The following is a 22,217-nucleotide window of genomic DNA, read 5'->3' on the forward strand; positions in this document are numbered from 1 at the left end:
TCACGGCCGGCGGCGCACAATGGGGGTCTTCCAGATGGAGATCCCCCATGACCGTCGAGATCGTCGACCCGGCCACCGGCCAGGTGACCTACCGCCATGAACTGATGGGCGCTGCCGACATCGAGCAGCGCCTGCAGGCCGCCGCCGATGCGTTCCCTGGCTGGGCCGAGCGTTCGCTGCAGGAACGCGGCGTGATCCTGCGCCAGATCGCGGCGCAGCTGCGCACGCGCCGCGACGACCTGCAGCAGGCGATGACCCACGAGATGGGCAAGCTCAAGGCCGAAGCGCTGGCCGAGGTCGACAAGTGCGCTGCCGCCTGCGAGTACTACGCCGACCACGCGGCCGACTACCTCAAGCCGCAGTTGATCGACACCGAAGCCCAGCGCAGCTACGTGCGCTACGAGCCGATCGGCTGCGTGTTCGCGGTGATGCCGTGGAATTTTCCGATCTGGCAGGTGTTCCGCTTCCTCGCACCGGCGTTCATGGCCGGCAACGTGGCCCTGCTCAAGCACGCCAGCAACGTGCCGCAGTGTGCCGACCTGATCCTGGCGGTGTGCCGTGATGGCGGCCTGCCGGACGGCGTGTTCGACGTGCTGCACATCGACAACGACCAGGCCGCCGACGTGCTGCGCGACGCACGGGTGAAGGCGGTGACGCTGACCGGCAGCGAGCGGGCAGGGCGCTCGATCGCCTCCAACGCCGGCAGCCAGTTGAAGAAGTCGGTGATGGAGCTGGGTGGCAGCGATGCCTTCGTGGTGCTCGACGATGCCGACCTCGACAAGACGGTTGCGGCAGCGGTGAAGTCGCGCTTCGACAACAGCGGGCAGACCTGCATCGCGGCCAAGCGGTTCATCGTGGTCGAGGCGGTAGCCGATGAATTCACCCGTCGCTTCGTGGAAGCTGCGGCCGAGCGCCAGTACGGCGACCCCGATGAGCGGGGCACCACGCTGGCGCCGATGGCCCGTGCCGATCTGCGCGATGAACTGCACAAGCAGGTACAGGCCAGCGTGGCCAAGGGTGCGCGGGTGCTGATAGGCGGCGAGCCGATTGCCGGCACCCATGCCGGCTATCCGGCCACGGTGCTCGACCAGGTCGGCCCGGGCATGCCGGCCTACGACGAGGAACTGTTCGGTCCGGTGGCTGCGGTGATCCGGGTCGCTGATGAGAGCGAGGCACTGCGCGTGGCCAACGACACGCGCTTCGGCCTGGGCGGCAGTGTGTGGACGCGCGATCCCGTGCGCGGCGAAGCCTTCGCGCAACGCATGGAATGCGGTGCGGCCTTCGTCAATGCCATCGTCAAAAGCGATGCGCGGCTGCCGTTCGGCGGCAGCAAGCAGTCTGGCTTTGGCCGGGAACTGGCCGACCACGGCATCCATGAGTTCATGAACATCAAGACCGTTTACGTGGCTTGATGGATCATGCAATGCGCCACGACCAACGGTCGTGGCCTACCAGTCTGGTGGGTATCGACCGTTGGTCGATATGTCCCCGGTTTTGTGGGTATCGACCGCGGGTCGATACGCTCTACAGCCAGCCCGAACGCTTGAACAACCGGTACAGGCCCACGCAGACGCCGCCCACACCAACGATCATCAGTGGGTAGGCCCACGGTTGGCTCAGCTCCGGCATGTGGCTGAAGTTCATCCCGTACCAGCTGGTGATCAGCGTCGGTGCCGCCAGCAGCGCGGCCCACGCACCGAGGCGCTTGACCGTCTCGCCCTGCGCCAGCGTCACCAGCGACAGGTTCACGCTGAGCGCGGTGCCCAGCATCTCGCGCAGGGTGTCGATCACATCGCTGATGCGTACCGCGTGGTCGTGCACGTCACGGATGTACAGCTTCACTTCGTCCGGAACCAGCTCGCCCTGGTAACGGCGCAGCTGGGCCAGCACATCCTGCAGCGGCGCCACCGCCATCCGCATCTTGTTCAGTTCGCGCTTGAGCTCGTACAGGCGCACCACGGTGCTGCGCTTGTAGTTCTCGGCGAAGATGTCCTTTTCCAGCAGGTCCAGGGTGTCGCGGAAGCGGTGCACGATCGGCAGGTAATTGTCGACCACGAAGTCGGTCACCGCGTACAGGCAGTACGACGGGCCCATCTTCAGCAGCTGCGGCTCACGCTCGACCCGAGCACGTACCGGCGCGTAGGACAGCGAGGCGCCGTGGCGCACCGTCACCAGGAAGCGCGGGCCGAGGAAGGCATGGGTTTCGCCATACTGGATGCGCTCGTCGACCATCTGCGCGGTGGTGACCACCACGAACATCGAATTGCCGTAGGTCTCGACCTTGGGCCGCTGGTGCGCGTTGCGCGCATCCTCGATGGACAGGTCGTGCAGGCAGAATTCTTCCTGCAGTTTCAGCAGCACATCGTCGTTGGGATCGTACAGGCCGACCCACACGAAGCCATTGCCACTGGCGATGACATCGCTGATGGCGTCCAGGCTGATATCGTGGCGTATGCCCTCGTCATCATAGTGGACGCAGTTGATGACGCAGGCGGGGTTGGCTGAAGCAGGGGCGGAAGCGGAGGCGGGCAATGACATGCCCGCCATCGTGCGTCAGCGCCGTGTTTCGGACAAGTGAGGACGGCGCCCCAACACCCAGGCCAGTGCCGCGTGCACGGGCAACAGCAGTACGATCCACTGCACGTTGTACTGGGCCTGCAGGCTCAGCCAGTGCAGCACCAGCGCGGCCACGGCCTGTACCGCCAGCAGCCACAGCACGATCCTGAACATGCGCCCCGGCACGCGCCGGCGCAGCAGGCTGATTGCTCCGGGCAGCAGCAGCACGGCCAGCGGCGAAAGCAGCAGCAGGTTGCGGTTGGCCCAGGCGGCGTAGTGGGTGCTGAAGCCCCACAGGAACACCAGCAGGCTGCCGGCGACGGCGCACAACAACCAGAACGGCAGGGCCAGCCCAGCCAGCAGGCGCGGCCGGTTGCGCAGCGCCAGCACGCCGCCGGCCACGACCAGGCCAAGCAGCAGCCACGGCCACCAACGACGCGCGAACTCCTTCGGCTCCGGATCAATGCGGTGCGGCAGCAGTTCCTGTTCGGACTGCACCAGCGGCCGGCCATCACTGTTGCGTGCCTGGCGCAGCGCATCGGCCAGGCGCATCGGCACGAATGCTTCCTGCCAGCGCGACAGCGGCTGGTCGGCGAACGGCCCCAGGCCGACATCGAAGCCCAGCCACATCCACGGGGCGGGCGAGGCCAAGCGCACCGACTCGCTGCGGTAGGTGTTGCCGCGCGAACGCCCCGACAACTGCGACCGCAGGCCACCGCCCAGTGCCTTGTCCACCGTGTCGCGTACCATCGTGGCGCAGTTGGCGGTGTAGTAGTCGTAGTGGTAGCGCGCGTTTTCCGGCTTGGCCCGCTCGGCCAGGTCAGCGGCCAGGGCACGCGCCTGGTCAGGGCGCAGGTCCAGCCACTGCACGCTGGCACCGCGGCCGGTCTCGTCGTAGTACGACAGGTCCTGCTGCAGCGGTAGCGCCACCAGGTAATACATCATGTCGCCGCGCACGAAGCGGCTGATGAAGTCGTCCTCGGACGGATCGAAGTACCCGAAGTTGTACGAGGTCGCTTCGCCACTGGCCGGATCGACCACGACGATGGCGTCATGCCCGAAGCGTTCGAAGAAAACCGTGCCCGGCTGCATGGTCACCACGCCGATGCGCGGGGCCGGGGCCTCCGCGTTGGCGGTGGCCGGTGCGGGCACGGCTGCCGCCGGCTGCGCGAAGGCCGCCAGCGGCAGGGCCATGGCCAGCACCCACAGTGCCAGCCACACCATGAGGATCAGGCCGCGGCGCTTCAAGCGTCGTCCTGCGCGTCCGGCGGCAGCACGGTCACGTGGAAGGCCTGAACCCGGCGCGCATCGGCGCGGGCCACGCGGAACATGAAGCGGTCCAGTGCCAGCTCATCGCCGACTTCCGGAAGGTGGCCCACGGCCTCGGTGACCAGGCCACCGATGGTGTCGTAGTCCTCGTCGGAGAACGTCGCGCCGAAGCGCTCGTTGAAGTCGCCGATCGGGGTCAGCGCGTCGACCACGTACTGGCCGTCGGACTGGATGGCGATCTGCGCGGACGGATCCTCGGCCTCGTCGTGCTCGTCGTCGATCTCGCCGACGATCTGCTCCAGCACGTCCTCGATGGTGACCAGACCGGCAACGCCGCCGTACTCGTCGACCACGATGGCCATGTGGTTGCGCGACAGGCGGAACTCCTTCAGAAGCACGTTCAGCTTCTTCGCCTCCGGGATCAGCACCGCCGGGCGCAGCAGCTCGCGCACGTTGGCCGGGCCGTTGTCGGCGACCACGCCGCGCAGCAGGTCCTTGGCCAGCAGGATGCCAAGGATGTCGTCCTTGTTCTCGCCGTGCACCGGGAAGCGCGAATGGCCCGATTCGACCACCTGCTTCATCAGTTCCAGGAAGGGCGCTTCGACCGGCAGCGAGACCATCTGCGAGCGCGAGATCATCACGTCGCCCACGGTCAGCTCGGCCACCGAAATGGCGCCTTCCATCATCTTCAGGGTATCGGCGGCGATCAGACCCTCTTCCTGCGCGGTGTGCAGGACAGCGACCAGCTCGTCGCGGGTGTGGGGTTCGCCGGAGAAGGCCGAGGTCAGGCGTTCAAGCCAACCGCGCTTCTTTTCACTGTGCTCCGCAGGGGAGCTACTACTGTCGTCTTCTGACATCTCTGGAAAAAAGGCACCCGGCAGGCCGGGCGTTGGCCCAAGTCTAGCAGGATGTGGCGGCCTGTCAGTGACCGTCGCTGCCCGGTCCGGTGATCGGCGGCGGGGCCAGTTCAGGCCGGGCAGGGGCTTCTTCTTCAGGCAGGTCCAGGCTGTAGGTACAGCCGGCCAGGGTCTTGCCCGGATGGGAGGCCACGGTGGAGACGCTGAGGATGATCGACTCGATCTGGGCCTCGCCGCTCTTCGGGTCGGTCACGTCGCGGCTGACCAGCTCGCGGCCGGCCATGAACTTGCCGTCCTGGTCGTAGCCGGTCTCCAGCGCCAGGCGTTTGGCCAACGGCCGCGGGTCAGCCTGGTCGAGGATCGCCATGATGCTGGAGCCGGCCACGGCGACCCGTTCGGTGCGGTCGCCGAACACGCTGATCGGCTGGGCCAGTCGGTACTCGCTCATGAACTGGTTGCCCTGGGGCAGCGGCTGCAGGCCGTGGGCGACGGCCTTCAGCGGATCAGCCAGCAGCGGTGCCAGTGCAGCGTGATCGGCTACGCCCTGGCGGCATTCGATCAGCGCCGGCAGGTCCAAGGCAGCGGCCGGGGCGGACGCGACGAGCAGCAGGGGCAGGACAATACGCAGCACGGGCACTGGATCCGCAACGGAAGGCAGGCCGGTGATCGTACCGGTCCCGGTCGGCTATCGCGAGCGTCTCTACGCAGTCAGGGAGATTGCAGGTGCGATGCCGCTGGGTACCAGCGCAGCCTGACCGGGTAGCCCAGCAGCGCCTGCAGGTGGTCGCGCACGGTCGCCGCCGTTGCGCGCGCGCCAGCGGTATCCCGGAGTTCCAGCTCCAGTTCACCGGTCATGACGTTCAGGCCATAGCCGGTCAGGCCGGGCAGCTGCGGGATGAACCAGCCCTGCTGCGCCTGAAGACGGCGCTGCATCTCCGCTTCGGTCATTGAAGCGCCGATGATGTAGCGCACGCGTTGCGGGCCGTCCGCCCCTGGATGGGTCTCATCGGCCGCAGGTGCCGGCCCAGTCAGTCGAACGACGACGTTCCACCCCGTCGCATTGTCCACCCACATACCGGCCAGGCGTGCCGCGTGGCGCGCCCTCAAGCGTTCCATCAACGCGTGCTGCTGCGCCTCGGCGACCGCCTGGCGGGCCGTCTGTTGGCTGACGTCAAAGAAGGCCTGCACCTCGGCGACTTTGGCGGCAATGTCGGCGGCGCTGTCGCTGGCCGGGAACGGCGACGGTCGTTCCCGGTCGGGGTCGATGCCCGGGGCAGTGGTTACCTGCAGAAGAGCGGCAATGAGTGCGGGCAACAGCGCGATGGGGGTGTCCTCTGTGATGAACCCGGTATGCGTGGCCGTCAGCGCTCGCCCGCGTACGGGTCGTCAATGCCCAGCTCGGCCAGGATGTCGCGCTCGAGCTGCTCCATCGCCTCGGCTTCCTTGTCGTCTTCGTGGTCCCAGCCGAGCAGGTGCAGCACACCGTGCACGGTCAGGTGCGCGTAATGGGCGTTGAGCGCCTTGCCCTGTTCGTCGGCTTCGCGGGCCACCACCGGTGCGCAGATCACCAGGTCGCCGAGCAATGGAAACTTGACGCCCTTGGGCAGGCCTTCGGGCACGTCGGCCGGGAAGCTGAGCACGTTGGTGGCGTAGTCCTTGCCACGGTAATGGCGGTTCAGCGACTGCCCCTCCTTGGCATCGACCACGCGGATGGCCAGGTCGGCCTCACGGATGCGGCCCTTCAACGCAGCGGCCACCCACTTGCGGAAGCTCACTGCCGCCGGCAGCCCGGTACGTGGCAGGGCATAACTGACGGCGACGTCCAGTCGCACGGGACCACGGGTCATGGCGTTGCTCCAGGCTGGATCTGATGCAGGTCGCGGCGGTCGTAGGCGCTGACGATGCGCGCCACCAGCGGATGCCGGACCACGTCGCGGGATTCGAAGAAGGTGAAGCTGACGCCCTCGACCTCGCGCAGCACATCGATCGCGTCGCGCAGGCCGGACTTCACGTGCTTGGGCAGGTCGGTCTGGGTCAGGTCACCGGTGACCACCGCCGTGGAGCCGTAGCCCAGGCGGGTCAGGAACATCTTCATCTGTTCGATGGTGGTGTTCTGCGCCTCGTCCAGGATCACGAACGCATCGTTGAGCGTGCGGCCGCGCATGTAGGCCAGCGGCGCGATCTCGATGACGTTCTTCTCCAGCAGCTTGACCACCTTCTCCACGCCCATCATCTCGTACAGGGCGTCGTACAGCGGTCGCAGGTACGGGTCGACCTTCTGGCTCAGGTCGCCGGGCAGGAAGCCCAGCTTCTCGCCGGCTTCCACCGCCGGGCGCACCAGGATAAGGCGCTGCACTCGTGACTCGTTCAGTGCTTCGACCGCGCTGGCCACGGCCAGGAAGGTCTTGCCGGTTCCGGCCGGGCCGATGCCGAAGTTGATGTCATGCGTGGCGATCTGGTGCAGGTAGCGGCCCTGGTTGGCGCCGCGGCCACGTACCGTGCCACGCTTGACCTTGATTGCCACGTCCTGCGCTTCGTAGGAGCGTTCGGCGATCTGCTCGACGTTGGCCTGCGCCAGGCGCAGGTGGATGGCGTGGTTGTCGAAGGTGGTTTCGCCGGCTTCGGCGTACAGCGCTTCAACCAGCTTCTGCGCCTCGACGATGGCTTCGTTGGGCCCGCTGATGCGGAACACGAAGCCACGATTGGCGATCTCCACGCCGAGCTTCAGCTCGATCTGGCGCAGGTGCCCGTCGAAGGGGCCGCACAGGTTGGCCAGTCGCTCGTTGTCTTCCGGTGACAGGGTGAAGTCTCGATGATCGATGCTTTTCATTGCTTGGGGTGGGGCGGGGGCGCCGTCCACCGCGATGGACTCGGGGTGACAAGGTTACGCGCGTACCGGGCATGCGGCCAGCGGCGGGCCGATACGCGGTTTTCCACACCCGGTGTGGACGGGGGGCGCGAAAACCTGTGGATAGGCCTTCGCAGTGCTTGTGCCACAAGGCGTATGAGGTGGTGGTGAAAAAACCGTCACGGTCGGCCGCTCCTGTGACGGCAGCGCATCTTCCGCTGCCAGGCAGCCAGTACGGCCGCCCCCGTCCGGTTCTCCACACCGGCTGTGGAATGATGCTGAATCAAGCTGTGGATAGGTGGCGAGGAACCTTGCAGCAAAAGGCTCGCCCGTACGTGGCGAAAAAACCGTCAGGGCTGATCGGAATCATTGAGGGTGCACGGGGCAGGTGGCACCGTGTCGCCGTCGCAGGAGGGGATGGCATGGGCATCGGCAACGGGATGCGTGGACTCGGGCTGGCGGGCATCGGCCTGCTGGCGGGCTGTGGGCAGTCAACGCCAACGGCGCTGGGCACACTGGAGTGGGACCGGATCACGGTGCCGGCGCCGGCGGCCGAGGTGATCGCCACGGTGGAGGTGCGCGAGGGCCAGCGGGTCAAGGCCGGGGCCGTGCTGATGCAGCTCGACCCCGCCCGCGGCGACGCGCAGTTCGCGGCGGCGCAGGCCGACACGGCGCGCGCGCAGGCCCAGCTGGAAGAGCTGAAGCTCGGCCCGCGGCAGGAACAGATCGCACAGGCCCAGGCACAACTGGCCGCGTTGCGCGCGCAGTCTGCTGAAGCCACTGCCTACTATCGTCGGGTGCAACCATTGGCACGCCAGCGCCTGATCGCCGCCGCCGAGCTGGACCGTGCACGGGCAGCCGCCGGCAATGCCGCGGCCAGCGTGCGTGCCGCCGAGCAGGCCTGGCTGGAACGGGTGCACGGCAGTCGCGCGCAGGACATCGCTCAGGGCCAGGCGGCCGCCGACGCCGCACAGGCGCAGCAGGTGGTGCAGGGCGTCAACCTGCAGAAGCTGCAGCTGCGCGCACCGCGCGATGGCGTGATCGATGCCTTGCCCTACCGGCAGGGTGACCAGGCACCGATCGGGGCGCCGCTGGCGGTGATGCTGGTCGGCGAGCGCCCCTATGCGCGCGTCTACCTGCCGCAGCCGCTGCGCCTGCAGGTCAAGGTCGGTCAGCCGGCACAGATACAGCTGGAGGGAGGGGGCACCACCGTACTGAAGGGCCATGTGCGCGCGATCCGCAGCGAGCCTTCTTTCACCCCGTACTACGCACTGACCGGCGATGACGTCGAGCGCCTGAGCTACCTCGCCGAGATCGAAGTGGATGCAGCCAGCGACATGCAGAAGCTTCCGGCCGGACTGCCGGTGCAGGTGCGCTTCTGAACACCGGTGCGGACATCGCGGTGCATGCGCAGGGCCTGACTCGCCGCTTCGGTGAACTGCTGGCCGTGGACAAGGTCGACCTGACCGTCCCGCGCGGGCAGGTGTACGGCTTCCTGGGCCCGAACGGGTCAGGCAAGTCGACCACCATCCGCATGCTGTGCGGCCTGCTGGAACCCAGTGCGGGGCAGATCGAGGTGCTGGGCCTGGCGGTTCCCGAGCAGGCCGAAGCACTGCGCCGGCGCATCGGCTACATGACCCAGCGCTTCTCGCTGTACGAAGACCTGTCGGTACGCGAGAACCTGGAATTCCTCGCCGCCATCCAGGACCTGCCGCGCAACCAGGCCCGGCAACGGGTCGATGCGCTGCTGCAGCAGTACCGGTTGCAGGACCGGCAGCCGCAGCTGGCCGGCACGCTCAGTGGTGGACAGAAGCAGCGCCTGGCCCTGGCCGGCGCCGTGGTGCATTCGCCCGAACTGCTGTTCCTGGATGAGCCGACCAGCGCGGTCGACCCGGAATCGCGCCGCGACTTCTGGGAGGCCCTGTTCGAACTGGCCGACGCGGGAACCACGGTGCTGGTTTCGACCCATTACATGGACGAAGCCGAGCGCTGCCATCGCCTGGCGATCCTTGATCGCGGCGCACTGGTGGCCGACGGCACGCCGGCCGAGCTCTGTTCACGGCTGCAAGGACGCACGCTGCAGGTCACGTCATCGCAGCCACGCCAGGCCAGCCGCGTGCTGGCCGAGCTGCCCGGCGTGCTGAGCGTGGCGCAGATCGGCACCCATCTGCGCGTGCTGTGCAATGAGGGCGCAGCGGATGTCGCAGTGCTGCGGCGCGCGCTGGCCAGCGCCGACCCGCAAGCGCATATCGAAATCGTGGCGCCGAACCTGGAGGACGTGTTCGTGGCCGCCACCCGTGGCCGTGGCAGGGAGCCAGCGGCATGAACCTGCGCAGGCTGTGGGCGATCATGCTCAAGGAGGTGCGGCAGCTGCGCCGCGACCGCATCACGCTGGCGATGATCGTCGGCATTCCGGTGATGCAACTGCTGCTGTTCGGGTATGCGATCAACCTCAACCTGCGCCACCTCGATGCGGGTATCGCCAACCAGGCCAACAGCGCCGCCTCACGCGCGCTGGTGCAGGACATGGCCGCCACCGGCGTGATCACGCCACGCAGCGAGGCCTACACGCCGGACCAGCTGATGCAGGCGCTGCGCCGCGGCGAGATCAGCGTCGGCATCGTGGTGCCGGCGGACTTCGAGCGTCGCCGCTTCGATGGACGCGAAGCAGTACAGGTGCTGGTCGATGGCAGTGACACCGTGGTGCAGAGTGCGGCGATCCAGCTGGCGCAGGTGCCACTGGATACGCGCCCGACCAGCAATACGCGGCCGCTGCGCGAAGGCAGCATTGCCGGTGGCCAGGTCAGCGTGACCAGTTTCTACAACCCGCAACGGCGCTCGGCGGTGAACATCGTGCCCGGCCTGATCGGGGTGATCCTGACCATGACCCTGGTGATGTTCACGGCGGTGGCGGTGGTGCGCGAACGCGAGCGCGGCAACATGGAACTGCTGATCGCCACGCCGGTATCGCGCAGCGAACTGATGGTCGGCAAGGTGCTGCCCTATGCAGCGATCGGTCTGCTGCAGACCACGCTGGTGCTGGTGCTGGGCACCTGGCTGTTCCAGGTGCCGATTCGCGGCAGCCTGCTCGACATCTACCTGGCCGCGGTGCTGCTGGTGCTGGCCAACCTGGCGCTGGGCCTGCTGATCTCCACGCGCGCGCGTTCGCAGTTCCAGGCGATGCAGATGACCCTGTTCCTGTTCCTGCCGTCGATCCTGCTGTCGGGCTTCATGTTCCCGTTCGCCGGCATGCCGCGGCCGGTGCAGTGGCTGGCCGAAGTGCTGCCGCTGACCCACTTCCTGCGCCTGGTGCGCGGCATCATGCTGCGCGGCGCCTCGCTGTGGGAGCTGTGGCACGACGCACTGGCGCTGCTGGCCTTCATCGTGGTGATGATGACCCTGGCGATCCTGCGTTTCCGCAAGCGCCTGGATTGAAGGCAGGGGGTCGGATCCCCGCAGGGGCTCCGACCCCCTTTGCCGGGGACTTATTCCGCCACCACGCGCCCGCGCAGCGAATTGGTCAGCGCTTCGGTGATCAACACATCCACGAACTGCCCGATCAGGCGCGCAGGCGCCGGGAAATTCACCGACCGCATGTTCTCGGTCTTGCCGGTCAGCTCGTTCGGGTTCTTGCGCGACGGCCCTTCCACCAGCACGGTCTGCACGGTACCGACCATCTTCTCCGAGATGCTGGCGGCGTGCGCATTGATGCGCTCCTGCAGGCGCGACAGGCGCGCATGCTTCTCGGCATCGCTGATCGTGTCCTCCAGATCGGCCGCCGGCGTACCCGGTCGACGCGAATAGATGAAGGAGAAACTGTGGTCGAAGCCGATGTCCTCGATCAGCTTCATGGTCTTCTCGAAGTCGGCATCGGTCTCGCCGGGGAAGCCGACGATGAAGTCCGAGCTGATTGAAATGTCCGGGCGCACCGCGCGCAGCTTGCGGATCTTCGACTTGAATTCCAGCGCGGTGTAGCCGCGCTTCATCGCCGACAGCACGCGGTCGCTGCCGGCCTGCACCGGCAGGTGCAGGAAGTTGGCCAGCTGCGGAACGTCGCGGAACGCATCGATCAGCGAATCGCTGAACTCGAGCGGGTGCGAGGTGGTGAAGCGGATGCGGCCGACCCCATCGATCTCGGCGATGGTGCGGATCAGCAGGCCGAGGTCGGCAAACTCACCGTCTCCATACGGGCCGCGATAGGCGTTGACGTTCTGGCCGAGCAGGTTGATCTCGCGCACGCCCTGCGCGGCGAGCTGCGCCACTTCCACCACCACGTCCTCGAACGGGCGGCTGACTTCGGTGCCGCGGGTGTAAGGCACCACGCAGAACGAGCAGTACTTGGAACAGCCTTCCATGATCGACACGAACGCCGAGGCACCTTCGGCGCGTGGCTCGGGCAGGCGGTCGAACTTCTCGATCTCGGGGAAGCTGATGTCCACCTGCGGGCGCTTCTGCTCGCGGCGTGCGCGGATCAGTTCCGGCAGGCGATGCAGGGTCTGCGGACCGAACACAAGGTCCACGAACGGGGCGCGCTTGATGATCGCTTCGCCTTCCTGCGAGGCAACGCAGCCGCCCACGCCGATGATGACCTCGCGGCCCTTGTTCTTCAGGCCCTTCCACACGCCGAGTTGGCTGAACACCTTCTCCTGCGCCTTCTCGCGGATGGAGCAGGTGTTGACCAGGATGACGTCGGCGTCGTCCGGGCTGTCGGTCAGTTCCAGGCCATCGCTGGCGGCAAGCACGTCGGCCATCTTGGCCGAGTCGTACTCGTTCATCTGGCAACCGTGGGTCTTGATGTACAGCTTGCCCTTGACCTGGTCAGGCTTGCGCGGACCAGCGGGCAGGGCAACGAGCGGGGTACCGCCCGGCGTGGCGGGCGGAAAGACGTCTGGCGTCCCGGTCATGGCGCTTAATCCATTCGGGTGGCGGGAAAGCGGGCAATTCTACCCGCATCCCGCGCCAGCCGCCGCGCCCTTGTAGAGCCGAGCCCACGCTCGGCTGCTCTTCCCGCTTCCCATGGGGCAGCCTGGCATGGCCTGGCTCTATTGAAGCCAGCCGAGCGTGGGCTCGGCTCTACAAGGGGGCGATGCTTACGCCGCACAAGGGGCGCTGCTTACGCGGCCGCCAGCTTCGCATCGATCTGCCGCGAACGGTCGAAGGCGGTCATCGCGCTCATCCGTGCGATGTAATCAGCCGTGGCCGGCGCAGGTTGCACCAGGCCGAAGGCCGTGGTCCAGGCCAGCGCATTGCCCCACAGCACGTCGGCGGCACTCATCGTCTCGCCGAGCAGGTACGGGCCCTGCGCCAGCTGGGCCTCGACCACCTGCAGCACGGTCTCGGCGTCGTTGTACGGCGACATCAGGCGCGGCGGCGGCTCGCGGTGCATCGCCTTGTCGATCATCGCCGGCTCGAAACAGGCACCGTAGAAGGCCATCCAGCGCAGGTAGGGGCCGCGCAGGGCGTCGCCGATCGGCGGGGCCAGCCCGGCCTCCGGATACAGATCGGCCAGGTACAGATAAATGGCGACCTGCTCGGTCACCAGTGCGCCGTTGTGAACGATGGCCGGGACCTTGCCCATCGGGTTGATGGCCAGATAGGCCGGGGCCAGGTTGGCACCGGCCTTCAGGTCCAGCACCTGCATGCGGTAGTCGGCACCCAGCGCTTCGAGCAGGGCCACGGCGCCGCTCGAACGGGATCGGGCGGCGTGGTACAGGGTGATCTGGCGTGAGTTCATGGCATTGCTCCTTGCGGTGGGTGGGTGAACTGGAAGCCATCCTGAGGCACTATTGCGGACGACTTCTGTCCTCGATTCTTCATGCGCCATACCGCCCATCGACTGCTGCGCCTGATCGCCCTGCTGCAGGCCCGCCGCCAGTGGTCCGGGGCTGAGCTGGCCGAGCGCATGGGCGTGGACCGGCGCAGCATCCGCCGTGATATCGAACGCCTGCGCGAACTGGGCTATCCGGTGCGGGCCTCATCGGGGGTCGGCGGCGGCTATCAGCTCGGGGCAGGGGCACCGGTGCTGCCGATGCTGCTGGACGAGGACGAGGCGACGACCCTGGCGATCGCCCTGCGTGCCGCGTCAGCGACCGTCGCTGGCATCGACGACACCGCGCGGGGCCTGTTGTCCAAGCTCGATCCGCTGGTCCCCACCCGTCGCCGGCGGCAGGCCGGCGAGGTGCATGCGGCGACGGCCACCCTGTCCGACCTTCCCTCTACCGACGCACGCCTGCTGGGACGGCTGGCCCAGCACTGCCGGCAGGCGTCACGGCTGGCCTTCGAGTACCGCAGTGCGCAGGAGGAGGTGACCCAGCGCGAGGTCGAGGCGCAGCACCTGGTCAACTATGGGCGGCGCTGGTACCTGCTGGCCTGGGACCTGGGCCGCCAGGACTGGCGCACCCTGCGCGTGGACCGGATGGGCGCGGTGCGCGAATGCTCCGGGCCGGGCATGCATCGGCGCCCGCCCGCGCCCCCGGACGTGATGGTGCGGCAGGCGGTCAGCCAGGCGCCCTTCGCGCTGCAGGCGATCGTCCGCCTGGCCGGCAGCCGCACCGAGCTGGAAGGGTGCATCCCGCCGTGGTGTGGTGTGCTGGAGGCTGATGGTGCCGACCATTGCCTGTTGCGCATGGGCGCCGAGAGCCGCGGCATGATGCTGGCGCAGATCCTCAGCCTGGACCGGGTGCCGGTGGCGTTGTGGACCACACCGCCGGGCCTGCGCGATGAGCTGGCACAGCGTTTGGCCGGATTGGGCCAGGTGCTGGCTGTGCCGCCGGTCACAGGCTGAGCCACATCGCTTGGCAAGCCCCGGCGAAGCTGGGACACTCGCGGCATGAAGGGGATACTGGGGACAACGGCGATCATCATCGCTGCGCTGACCGCTGCGCCGGCCAGCGCTGGCACCCTGTACAAGTGCCAGGGCGCCGACGGGGTCACCAGCTACGTTAGCAAGCGAGTGGCCGGCGCGCGTTGCAGCAGCATCAGCTACAGCCGTGATACCCGCCCGGCACCGCGCCCCGTGGTGGCCGCACCGAAGCCTGCGCCGACCTCGGTGGCCAGCATCGAACGCAATCCGGTCGCCGTGGCGGCCAGCGCCGCTGCGCCCGCTGCAGTCGCGCCGACGCCTGCTGCACCCGCGCCTGCCGCGGTACCGACGGCCTCGCGGGCCGGGCGGATGGTCAGCGGCCAGGTCTATTCCTTCATGAAGGATGGGGTGCGCCACTACACCAGTGCGCGGCCGACCCAGGTCGCCAACCTCGGCCCGGTGCGTACCATCCGCTACAGTTTCATGGAGCGCTGTTATGCCTGTGGCGTCAACCCACGCGTGGACTTCGGTTCGGTGCGCTTGAACACCACCGCGTTCCAGACCGAGATCACCTCGGCCGCACGCGAGTTCGGCGTCGAAGAAGCCGTGGTGCGCGCCATCATCCACGCCGAGTCGGCCTACAACCCGACCGCGCTCAGCCGCGCCGGCGCGCAGGGCCTGATGCAGCTGATGCCGCCGACCGCGGCCCGCTTCGGGGTCAGCGATTCCTACGATGCCGCGCAGAACATCCGTGGTGGCGTGCAGTATCTTGCGTGGTTGCTGAAGCGCTTCAATGGCGACCTGACCCTGGCTGCGGCCGGCTACAACGCCGGCGAAGGCGCGGTCGACCGCCACGGTGGCGTGCCGCCCTACAGCGAGACCCAGTACTACGTGCGCCGGGTCGGACAGCTGGCCGAGCGTTACCGCACCGCATTGACACACCAGTAGTGCCGGCCGCTGGCCGGCAACCCCGTAATCAATGTTGTTGCAATGCGTTGTGTGGCGCGCGACGGTTCCGCTACACTCGCCCATGATTCAATGCGGCTCTGGCCCCCACCGGATCCGCTGGCAGCCTTAAAGCTACCTAATCAATATCGGAGTGCCGGATGGCCAACGATGGGGTACACGATCCAGTCAACACCGGACGTCGGCGTTTTCTTTCTGCCACCACTGCTGTGGTTGGCGCCGTCGGCGTCGGATTCACCGCCGTTCCTTTCATCAAATCCTGGAACCCCAGTGCCCGTGCCAAGCTTGCCGGTGCACCGGTGGTCGCCGACATCAGCGCCCTGCAGGAAGGCCAACGCCTGATCGTGGAGTGGCGTGGCCAGCCGATCTGGATCGTAAAGCGGTCCAAGGCGATCCTGGATGCACTGCACGGGCTGGATGGCCGCCTCAAGGACCCCGAGTCCGGCGAGAAGGACCAGCAGCCGGACTACGTGCTGAAGCAGAACCCCGAGCTGCGCTCGATCAAGCCGGACATCTCCGTGCTGGTCGGCCTGTGCACGCACCTGGGCTGCTCGCCGGAAATGGTCGCCGAGATCCGGCCTGAGCCCTACGACCCGCAGTGGAAGGGGGGCTACTTCTGCCCCTGCCACAAGTCGCGCTTCGACATGTCCGGCCGCGTCTTCAAGGATGTGCCGGCACCGATCAACCTGAAGGTGCCCGCGCACCATTACCAGGACGACAACACCATCATCATCGGTGTCGATCCGCAGGGGGCAGCCTGATGGCCAATATCCTCGCCCGTACCGCCAGCGGCGTCGCCGACTGGGTCAATGCCCGCGCGCCGGGCCTGATGCCGGTCTACCGCAAGCACGTTACCGAGTATTACGCGCCGAAGAACTTCAACATCTGGTACTACTTCGGTTCGCTGGCACTGCTGGTGCTGGTCAACCAGATCGTCACCGGCATCTTCCTGACGATGCACTACAAGACCAACGCCGCCGAGGCGTTCGGCTCCATCGAATACATCATGCGTGATGTGGAGTGGGGCTGGCTGATCCGCTACATGCACTCCACCGGCGCCTCGCTGTTCTTCATCGTGGTCTACCTGCACATGTTCCGCGGCCTGCTGTACGGCAGCTACCAGAAGCCGCGCGAGCTGGTGTGGATCCTGGGCATGCTGATCTACCTGGTGCTGATGGCCGAGGCCTTCATGGGCTATGTGCTGCCGTGGGGCCAGATGTCGTTCTGGGGCGCCAAAGTGATCATCTCGCTGTTCGGCGCGATACCGGTGATCGGCAACGGCCTGACCGAATGGATCATGGGCGACTACCTGCCCAGTGACGCCACGCTCAACCGCTTCTTCGCGCTGCACGTCATCGCACTGCCGCTGGTGCTGCTGTTGCTGGTGGTGCTGCATCTGGGCGCGCTGCACGAAGTGGGGTCGAACAACCCCGATGGCGTGGAGATCAAGAAAGGACCGAAGGGCAACCGCTGGTCGCCGAATGCGCCGGCCGACGGTATTCCGTTCCATCCGTACTACACGCTCAAGGATGGTGTCGGCGCCGGCTTCCTGCTGATCATCGCCGCCTTCATCATCTTCTTCGCACCGGGCTTCGGCGGCCTGTTCCTGGAACACGACAACTTCACCGAGGCCAACCGCCTGGTGACCCCCGAACACATCAAGCCGGTCTGGTACTACACGCCTTACTACGCGATGTTGCGCGTGGTACCGAACAAGCTCGGTGGCGTGCTGGTGATGTTCTCGGCCATTGCGATCCTGTTCCTGGTGCCGTGGCTGGACAAGGCCAGGGTGAAGTCGGTGCGCTACCGCGGCTGGATCTCGAAGGTGATGCTGGGCGTGCTGGCGGTGTGCTTCGTGTGGCTGGGCGTGATCGGCTCCGGCCCGGGCACCGACGTGCATGAAACCTACATCGGGCGGGTGCTGACCTTCCTGTACTTCGCGTTCTTCATCACCATGCCGCTATGGACAAGGTTGGACAAGACCAAGCCGGTACCGGAGAGGGTGACCACGCATGACTGAGCGCTGGATGGTCCGGCTGGCCCTGACGGCCACCCTGATGCTGGGCAGTTTCCTGGCCTCCGCCGCCGAGGGCGGCACCAAGCTGCTGCAGGCCGGCAACGACCTCGGTGACCGCGCCTCGCTGCAGCGGGGTGCGCAGCTGTACATGAACTACTGCTCCGGCTGCCACGCGCTGAAGTACCTGCGCTACTCGCGGATGGCGCAGGACCTGGGCCTGACCGAAGAAGAGGTGATGAACAACCTCAACTTCACCGGCTCGGCGATCGGCGACCCGATCCCGGTGGCGATGCCCAAGGAGAACGCGGAGAAGTGGTTCGGCAAGATGCCGCCCGATCTCAGCCTGATCTCGCGCGTACGGGGCAGTGACTGGGTTTACACCTATCTCAAGTCGTTCTATCTGGACAGCAGTCGCCCGCTGGGCTGGAACAACGCGCTGTTCGCCAACGCCTCCATGCCCAACCCCCTGTGGGAGATGCAGGGGCTTCAGCATGCAGTGCACGGCAAGGCGGAAGCGCCCGGTATGGACCCGCCGGTGACCGGCCTGAAGATTGAAACGCCGGGATCGGTCGATGCCGGGCAGTACGACCAGGCCGTGCGGGACATCACCAACTTCCTCGAATACGCCGGCGAACCGGCCGCACTCAAGCGCCAGCAGCTGGGCGTGTGGGTGATCCTGTTCCTGGCCCTGCTGACCTTCCTGCTGTACCTGCTGAAGAAGGAATACTGGAAGGACGTTCACTGATTCTGCCACCGGCCATCGCATGGGCCTATTGGCTTTTGTGATGGTCGGTTGCACACTCGGGGAGGAGTCGACCGCTGGCACGGTGCCGGCGGCGCCGATGCGGCAGGCGGTCTCCTGTCGTGGGAGAGCCTTTGATGGCGGCGAGCGTACGCATGCGCAATACACTGACGCTGTTTTCCTCGAACGACGACGTACTGTGCCACCGTGTACGCCTGGTCCTGGCGGCCAAGGGCGTCACCTTCGACTTCGTTCCGGTCGATCCGCAGAACCCGCCTGAAGACCTGATCGACCTCAATCCGTACCACTCGGTGCCGACCCTGGTCGAACGCGAGCTGGTGCTGTACGCCGCATCGGTGGTCAGCGAGTACCTGGATGAGCGCTACCCGCATCCGCCACTGATGCCGGTCGACCCGTTGTCGCGTGCACGCATCCGCCTGGCCATGCTCCGCATCGAGCACGACTGGGTGCCGCAGGTGCAGGCCGTCCAGCTGGGCAACAAGACCCAGGCCGAGGCCGGGCGCAAGCGCCTGAAGGAACTGCTGACCGCCTCGCTGCCGCTGTTCAAGGCCAGCAAGTTCTTCCTCAACCCGGAAATGAGCCTGGCCGACTGCGCGATGGCGCCGATCATCTGGCGCCTGCAGTCGCTGGATGTGCCGCTGCCGAAGGACGGCAAGGCGATCGAGGACTACGGCAACCGCATCTTCCGCCATCCGGGATTTGTCCGCAGCCTGACCGAGCAGGAAAAGAAACTGCGCGACCTGCCGGTCTGATCCGGCCCCGCGTTACCCGTCTGCACGCCGACCGGCGTGCAGACGATCCGCCCCGGCGGGGCGCCGGGCGCGTACACTTCACGCATGACCGAAGACTTCTTCCACATGACCAGCCACCGCCCGTACCTGCTGCGGGCGCTGGTGGAATGGATCAACGACAACCAGCTGACCCCGCACATCCTGGTCGACGCCGGCGTCCCCGGCGTGCAGGTCCCGCCTTCGGCGGTCAAGGATGGCCGGGTCGTGCTCAACATCGCCGAACGTGCCGTGGTGCGGCTGATGATCGACAACGAAATGGTGAGCTTCTCGGCCCGCTTCTCCGGAACCAGCTACCCGGTGCAGGTGCCGATCAGCGCCGTGCTGGCGGTCTACGCCCGCGAGACCGGGCAGGGCATGGCATTGCCGGATGACATTCCGGGCAACGAAACCGCACCGACCCGCGATGAGCTGCTGCACGAGGAAGGCACGCCGCCGGACGACACGCCGCCGGCCAGTCCGCCGCCGAAGGGCCGCCCGAACCTGCGCGTGGTCAAGTAACCCTTCCGACGCCGCCTCGATGGGCGGCGTCTTCCTTTGCAGGTTTTACCGGTGGGTGCCGGAATTGTGTGGGTGCCGACCGTTGGTCGGCACACCTTCAGTTCTTACACATCCTCGGCGTCCTCCACATCCGGCCGGATCTGGCTGATCCGCGCGGCACCGGGGCCGGTGAACGAGATCAGCTGGTCGCCACGCAGCACCATGCGGCCCACGTGGCGATCGATGCCATCGTAGGAATACTCGAATTTGAAGGTGCGCTCGAAACCGAGCCGGCCATCCTCGCCACGCGACAGTCGCAGGCCGGTGGCGTGCACCGCCTGGTCCAGCCACTGCACGTCGGCGGCGCGGCAGGCATTGCGTCCCAGCTCGACCGCGCGCTCGGCGGCCGAGCGTGCGGCGTTCCAGAAGAAGTAGATGATTCCGCCGGCAATCAACAACAGCAGCAGGGTAGGCATGGCGTCAGCCGTCAGAGGTCGATCCGGGAAAGATGGCGGCGAACGTGCGCTGGATCAAGCACGGGTATCACCGCCTCGGCGGTGGCTGGCCCGTCGTCGGCGCTGCGGGCGCGTTGGCCGGTACGGCCTGCATCGGCGCTGCGGAGGGTGACGGCATCACCAATGGCGCAGTCGCGGTCAGCTGCAGCAGCGCTGCCCAGTCCTGGCGGTTGAAGCTGCATTCGTCCTCGCGGCCCGGCGTGCAGCTGGGGTCGATGCCGGTGCTGTTGCGTTCGCGTGCCGGGGGCAGCTTGATCAGCCCGGTGCGGTCCAGCGGCAGCAACCGCATCGCCACGGTGTTCATCACGTTGCCACCGACCAGGTACAGGGTCTGGTCGCCTCCCAGGTTGGCAGCCACCACCACTTCGCAATGCGATTTCCAGTGGCCCACCGAACCGTTGCCCAGCGCCTGCACCAGCCCGCTGTGGCTGAGCGTCGTGCTGCGGTCGCGCAGGAAGCACAACAGGTCGCCCGGTGCGGGCTTTGCGGTCGCGGGATCGACCAGCCGGTACGGCACGCCCGAGGGGCCGCCCTGGTACGCGGCACGGATGTAGTCGATGTGGCGCGGCGACGTGTTGAAGCCGGGAACGCCGGCCTGCACCATCACCCAGGAAATGAAAGCGGCCGACCACGGGTTGTCGATCAGGAACGCGCGGCAGTCGCTGTCGGTGTAGCGCGTGCCCAGTGGTGCCAGACAGCTGCTGGCGCCGGCGATGCTGCCCATCGCGTTGAGCGTGCCGCTGTTGCGCCAGTAGCCGGCCACGCGCTGCCAGGCGATCAGGCCGTTGTCGGCCAGGTGATCGCTTTCGGCTTCGGTGACGCTGAGGCTGGCGGCGCGGCCATCGCGATCGATGAAGGGCCGGAACCACAACCGGTGCTCGTTGCAGGCGGTATTGCGGATGGCCACCGCCAATGGGCTCAGGCCGAAGCGGGGAGGGACATCGCAGGCTTCAGCGGCTGCGGCGGACAAGGGGGCTGCCGCGAGCAGCAGACAGGCAGGCAAGAGCATCCGGCGCATGCGCGGCTCCTGTGGGGGATGCCCGCAGCGTCGCAGAGGCTGGCGTAGCCGAGCCGTGAAGGCGCCCGGGTCGTGTAGAGCCGAGCCTACGCTCGGCTCATCGCGCAAAGCGGGTGCCGGGCGCGCCGCAGATCGAGAAGCAGCCGAGCGTGGGCTCGGCTCTACAAGGTCCCGTAGGCCTCAAGCCGGCGGCGGGCCCAGCTTCAACGACAGATCGATGGCCTGCACATGCTTGGTCAGTCCGCCGATGGAGATGCAATCGACGCCATCCTCAGCGATCGAGCGCAGGCCGCCCAGGCCGACGCTGCCGGAGACTTCCAGCGGAATGCGTCCGGCGGTGATGCGCACCGCCTCGCGGCGCAGGTCGGGACTGAAGTCATCCAGCAGGATGCGTTCGCAACCGGCTTCGAGCGCCTGGCGCAGCTGTGCCAGGTCTTCGACCTCGACCACCAGTGGCAGCGCAGGCCACTGCCGGCGTGCGGCGGCCACCGCCGCGGCCAGCGAACCGGCGGCGCGGATGTGGTTCTCCTTCAGCATCACCGTGTCGTACAGGCCGAAGCGGTGGTTTTCGCCGCCGCCGCAGCGCACCGCGTACTTCTGCGCCAGGCGCAGGCCGGGCAGGGTCTTGCGGGTGTCGAGGATGCGGGTACCGGTACCGGCCACCGCGGCCACGTAGCGGGCAGTGGTGGTCGCCGTGCCGGACAGCGTCTGCAGGAAGTTCAGCGAAGTGCGCTCGGCACTGACCAGGCTGCGGCTGCGCCCGTGCAGCAGGGCCAGCACGGTGCCGGCGGTGACGGCATCGCCTTCGGCGATGTGCCATTCAATGCGCACGTCAGGGTCGAGCGCGCGATGGGTAGCGTCGAACCAAGGGCGCCCGGCGATCACCGCATCCTGCTTGCACAGCAGGTAGGCGCTGTCGGCCTGGTCGGGGAGCAGGGCGGCGGTGACATCACCGCTGCCCAGGTCCTCGGCCAGCGCGCGCGCGACATCGGCGGCGACAATGGCCGCATCCGGCGTCGGCAGCGTGCTCATGCCGCCGGGAAGTCGGCGATCTGGGCGGTCGGAATGGCTTCCTCGGCCAGCAGCACCGGGATGCCGTCGTCGACGCGGAACACCTGCTTGCGGTCACGGGTGACCAGCGCCTCGCGCAGCGGCTGCGCCAGCGGGTTGCCATCGGCCTTGGTCACCGTGCCGGCGGAAATGGCCTTGTTGAGGGCTTCCAGGCCCTTGCCATCCAGCAGGGACAGGGGCTGGCGGGTGTCCGGGGACACCAGCAGGTCGAGCAGCTTGCGATCCATGGTTCTTCGTCTTGCGTGGAAGACGGCTAGAATACGTCTT

The 22,217-nt window shown here is 67.2% G+C and carries 24 protein-coding genes; 11 read left to right on the forward strand and 13 right to left on the reverse strand.

What is annotated here, in order from left to right:
• Positions 1-47: 47 nt before the first annotated feature.
• Positions 48-1,412: an NAD-dependent succinate-semialdehyde dehydrogenase gene (locus tag PEM_RS05240; protein WP_111127081.1), complete on the forward strand. Its 1,365-nt coding sequence runs from the start codon at positions 48-50 to the stop codon at positions 1,410-1,412.
• A 112-nt stretch (positions 1,413-1,524) separates the two neighbouring features.
• Here the strand turns inward: PEM_RS05240 and PEM_RS05245 are convergent, their stop codons facing one another.
• The 7 genes from PEM_RS05245 to PEM_RS05275 form a co-directional block, all read right to left on the reverse strand.
• Entirely contained in the window at positions 1,525-2,547 is a 1,023-nt protein-coding gene (locus tag PEM_RS05245) for a magnesium and cobalt transport protein CorA (RefSeq protein ID WP_111127083.1), read from the reverse strand.
• A gap of 6 nt (positions 2,548-2,553) precedes the next feature.
• Positions 2,554-3,804 carry a DUF4105 domain-containing protein gene (locus PEM_RS05250; RefSeq protein ID WP_111127085.1) on the reverse strand — a complete coding sequence of 417 codons (1,251 nt, stop codon included), beginning with the start codon at positions 3,802-3,804 and terminating at the stop codon, positions 2,554-2,556.
• Positions 3,801-4,682, reverse strand: a complete 882-nt coding sequence (locus PEM_RS05255; protein WP_005408827.1) for a transporter associated domain-containing protein — start codon at positions 4,680-4,682, stop codon at positions 3,801-3,803. The genes PEM_RS05250 and PEM_RS05255 overlap by 4 nt, the downstream gene beginning before the upstream one ends.
• 64 nt (positions 4,683-4,746) lie before the next feature.
• Positions 4,747-5,313 (reverse strand): hypothetical protein, encoded by a 567-nt coding sequence (locus PEM_RS05260; protein ID WP_005415933.1) that lies wholly within the window; start codon positions 5,311-5,313, stop codon positions 4,747-4,749.
• 77 nt (positions 5,314-5,390) lie between these two features.
• A complete protein-coding gene (locus tag PEM_RS05265; RefSeq protein ID WP_111127087.1) occupies positions 5,391-5,996 on the reverse strand; it encodes a hypothetical protein in 606 nt (201 codons plus the stop codon).
• Positions 5,997-6,043: 47 nt separating this feature from the next.
• Positions 6,044-6,529 (reverse strand): rRNA maturation RNase YbeY, encoded by a 486-nt coding sequence (ybeY, locus tag PEM_RS05270; RefSeq protein WP_053498641.1) that lies wholly within the window; start codon positions 6,527-6,529, stop codon positions 6,044-6,046.
• Positions 6,526-7,512, reverse strand: a complete 987-nt coding sequence (locus tag PEM_RS05275) for a PhoH family protein (protein ID WP_005415936.1) — start codon at positions 7,510-7,512, stop codon at positions 6,526-6,528. Before PEM_RS05275 ends, ybeY begins: the two co-directional genes overlap by 4 nt.
• 440 nt (positions 7,513-7,952) lie before the next feature.
• Between PEM_RS05275 and PEM_RS05280 the strand changes: the two genes are divergently transcribed.
• The 3 genes from PEM_RS05280 to PEM_RS05290 are packed head-to-tail and all read left to right on the forward strand — an operon-like array spanning position 7,953 to position 10,965.
• Positions 7,953-8,912 (forward strand): HlyD family efflux transporter periplasmic adaptor subunit, encoded by a 960-nt coding sequence (locus PEM_RS05280; RefSeq protein WP_053498639.1) that lies wholly within the window; start codon positions 7,953-7,955, stop codon positions 8,910-8,912.
• Between the two features lie 20 nt (positions 8,913-8,932).
• Positions 8,933-9,856 (forward strand): ABC transporter ATP-binding protein, encoded by a 924-nt coding sequence (locus PEM_RS05285; RefSeq protein WP_005415939.1) that lies wholly within the window; start codon positions 8,933-8,935, stop codon positions 9,854-9,856.
• Positions 9,853-10,965 (forward strand): ABC transporter permease, encoded by a 1,113-nt coding sequence (locus PEM_RS05290; protein ID WP_111127089.1) that lies wholly within the window; start codon positions 9,853-9,855, stop codon positions 10,963-10,965. The genes PEM_RS05285 and PEM_RS05290 overlap by 4 nt, the downstream gene beginning before the upstream one ends.
• A gap of 50 nt (positions 10,966-11,015) precedes the next feature.
• Here PEM_RS05290 and miaB read toward each other — a convergent pair whose 3' ends face one another.
• Positions 11,016-12,434 (reverse strand): tRNA (N6-isopentenyl adenosine(37)-C2)-methylthiotransferase MiaB, encoded by a 1,419-nt coding sequence (gene miaB, locus PEM_RS05295; protein WP_111127091.1) that lies wholly within the window; start codon positions 12,432-12,434, stop codon positions 11,016-11,018.
• Positions 12,435-12,643: 209 nt separating this feature from the next.
• Positions 12,644-13,264: a glutathione S-transferase gene (locus PEM_RS05300; RefSeq protein WP_111127093.1), complete on the reverse strand. Its 621-nt coding sequence runs from the start codon at positions 13,262-13,264 to the stop codon at positions 12,644-12,646.
• Positions 13,265-13,345: 81 nt separating this feature from the next.
• On the opposite strand from PEM_RS05300, the gene PEM_RS05305 reads away from it, so the two are divergent.
• The 7 genes from PEM_RS05305 to PEM_RS05335 all read left to right on the forward strand — a co-directional run bounded on the left by PEM_RS05305 (position 13,346) and on the right by PEM_RS05335 (position 19,367).
• Positions 13,346-14,314 (forward strand): WYL domain-containing protein, encoded by a 969-nt coding sequence (locus PEM_RS05305; protein WP_095378745.1) that lies wholly within the window; start codon positions 13,346-13,348, stop codon positions 14,312-14,314.
• A gap of 45 nt (positions 14,315-14,359) precedes the next feature.
• On the forward strand, positions 14,360-15,280 hold the full coding sequence (locus PEM_RS05310) for a lytic transglycosylase domain-containing protein (protein WP_070489546.1): 921 nt from the start codon (positions 14,360-14,362) through the stop codon (positions 15,278-15,280).
• A gap of 158 nt (positions 15,281-15,438) precedes the next feature.
• Complete coding sequence (gene petA, locus PEM_RS05315) at positions 15,439-16,059, forward strand: ubiquinol-cytochrome c reductase iron-sulfur subunit (RefSeq protein WP_004151998.1); 621 nt, start codon at positions 15,439-15,441, stop codon at positions 16,057-16,059.
• A complete protein-coding gene (locus PEM_RS05320) occupies positions 16,059-17,318 on the forward strand; it encodes a cytochrome bc complex cytochrome b subunit (protein ID WP_005415946.1) in 1,260 nt (419 codons plus the stop codon). Before petA ends, PEM_RS05320 begins: the two co-directional genes overlap by 1 nt.
• The gene (locus tag PEM_RS05325; RefSeq protein ID WP_005415947.1) at positions 17,311-18,060 is read left to right on the forward strand and encodes a cytochrome c1; all 750 of its coding nucleotides are present in this window, start codon (positions 17,311-17,313) and stop codon (positions 18,058-18,060) included. The genes PEM_RS05320 and PEM_RS05325 overlap by 8 nt, the downstream gene beginning before the upstream one ends.
• Positions 18,061-18,194: 134 nt before the next feature.
• Complete coding sequence (locus tag PEM_RS05330; protein WP_111127095.1) at positions 18,195-18,830, forward strand: glutathione S-transferase N-terminal domain-containing protein; 636 nt, start codon at positions 18,195-18,197, stop codon at positions 18,828-18,830.
• Between the two features lie 84 nt (positions 18,831-18,914).
• Complete coding sequence (locus PEM_RS05335; RefSeq protein WP_005415949.1) at positions 18,915-19,367, forward strand: ClpXP protease specificity-enhancing factor; 453 nt, start codon at positions 18,915-18,917, stop codon at positions 19,365-19,367.
• A 104-nt stretch (positions 19,368-19,471) separates the two neighbouring features.
• Here the strand turns inward: PEM_RS05335 and PEM_RS05340 are convergent, their stop codons facing one another.
• The 4 genes from PEM_RS05340 to PEM_RS05355 form a co-directional block, all read right to left on the reverse strand.
• Positions 19,472-19,822, reverse strand: a complete 351-nt coding sequence (locus PEM_RS05340; protein ID WP_005415950.1) for a DUF3301 domain-containing protein — start codon at positions 19,820-19,822, stop codon at positions 19,472-19,474.
• 67 nt (positions 19,823-19,889) lie between these two features.
• Positions 19,890-20,879 carry a DUF2272 domain-containing protein gene (locus tag PEM_RS05345; RefSeq protein WP_111127097.1) on the reverse strand — a complete coding sequence of 330 codons (990 nt, stop codon included), beginning with the start codon at positions 20,877-20,879 and terminating at the stop codon, positions 19,890-19,892.
• A gap of 180 nt (positions 20,880-21,059) precedes the next feature.
• Positions 21,060-21,911, reverse strand: coding sequence for a carboxylating nicotinate-nucleotide diphosphorylase (gene nadC / locus PEM_RS05350; protein WP_069137946.1), 852 nt, complete (start codon positions 21,909-21,911; stop codon positions 21,060-21,062).
• Positions 21,908-22,177: a Trm112 family protein gene (locus tag PEM_RS05355; RefSeq protein WP_005415953.1), complete on the reverse strand. Its 270-nt coding sequence runs from the start codon at positions 22,175-22,177 to the stop codon at positions 21,908-21,910. Before PEM_RS05355 ends, nadC begins: the two co-directional genes overlap by 4 nt.
• Between the last annotated feature and the right edge of the window lie 40 nt (positions 22,178-22,217).

The organism is Stenotrophomonas sp. Pemsol, from assembly GCF_003586545.1.
GTDB lineage: Bacteria > Pseudomonadota > Gammaproteobacteria > Xanthomonadales > Xanthomonadaceae > Stenotrophomonas > Stenotrophomonas sepilia.

Bases quoted from the DNA above. Each gene is read 5' to 3' on its own strand.
- PEM_RS05310 (WP_070489546.1), top strand. From the start codon at position 14,360: ATGAAGGGGATACTGGGGACAACGGCGATCATCATCGCTGCGCTGACC.
- PEM_RS05355 (WP_005415953.1), bottom strand. From the start codon at position 22,177: ATGGATCGCAAGCTGCTCGACCTGCTGGTGTCCCCGGACACCCGCCAG.
- PEM_RS05325 (WP_005415947.1), top strand. From the start codon at position 17,311: ATGACTGAGCGCTGGATGGTCCGGCTGGCCCTGACGGCCACCCTGATG.
- PEM_RS05335 (WP_005415949.1), top strand. From the start codon at position 18,915: ATGACCGAAGACTTCTTCCACATGACCAGCCACCGCCCGTACCTGCTG.
- PEM_RS05330 (WP_111127095.1), top strand. From the start codon at position 18,195: ATGGCGGCGAGCGTACGCATGCGCAATACACTGACGCTGTTTTCCTCG.
- PEM_RS05245 (WP_111127083.1), bottom strand. From the start codon at position 2,547: ATGGCGGGCATGTCATTGCCCGCCTCCGCTTCCGCCCCTGCTTCAGCC.
- PEM_RS05275 (WP_005415936.1), bottom strand. From the start codon at position 7,512: ATGAAAAGCATCGATCATCGAGACTTCACCCTGTCACCGGAAGACAAC.
- PEM_RS05280 (WP_053498639.1), top strand. From the start codon at position 7,953: ATGGGCATCGGCAACGGGATGCGTGGACTCGGGCTGGCGGGCATCGGC.
- PEM_RS05340 (WP_005415950.1), bottom strand. From the start codon at position 19,822: ATGCCTACCCTGCTGCTGTTGTTGATTGCCGGCGGAATCATCTACTTC.
- PEM_RS05345 (WP_111127097.1), bottom strand. From the start codon at position 20,879: ATGCGCCGGATGCTCTTGCCTGCCTGTCTGCTGCTCGCGGCAGCCCCC.
- petA (WP_004151998.1), top strand. From the start codon at position 15,439: ATGGCCAACGATGGGGTACACGATCCAGTCAACACCGGACGTCGGCGT.
- PEM_RS05255 (WP_005408827.1), bottom strand. From the start codon at position 4,682: ATGTCAGAAGACGACAGTAGTAGCTCCCCTGCGGAGCACAGTGAAAAG.
- PEM_RS05300 (WP_111127093.1), bottom strand. From the start codon at position 13,264: ATGAACTCACGCCAGATCACCCTGTACCACGCCGCCCGATCCCGTTCG.
- miaB (WP_111127091.1), bottom strand. From the start codon at position 12,434: ATGACCGGGACGCCAGACGTCTTTCCGCCCGCCACGCCGGGCGGTACC.
- PEM_RS05320 (WP_005415946.1), top strand. From the start codon at position 16,059: ATGGCCAATATCCTCGCCCGTACCGCCAGCGGCGTCGCCGACTGGGTC.
- ybeY (WP_053498641.1), bottom strand. From the start codon at position 6,529: ATGACCCGTGGTCCCGTGCGACTGGACGTCGCCGTCAGTTATGCCCTG.
- nadC (WP_069137946.1), bottom strand. From the start codon at position 21,911: ATGAGCACGCTGCCGACGCCGGATGCGGCCATTGTCGCCGCCGATGTC.
- PEM_RS05290 (WP_111127089.1), top strand. From the start codon at position 9,853: ATGAACCTGCGCAGGCTGTGGGCGATCATGCTCAAGGAGGTGCGGCAG.
- PEM_RS05240 (WP_111127081.1), top strand. From the start codon at position 48: ATGACCGTCGAGATCGTCGACCCGGCCACCGGCCAGGTGACCTACCGC.
- PEM_RS05305 (WP_095378745.1), top strand. From the start codon at position 13,346: ATGCGCCATACCGCCCATCGACTGCTGCGCCTGATCGCCCTGCTGCAG.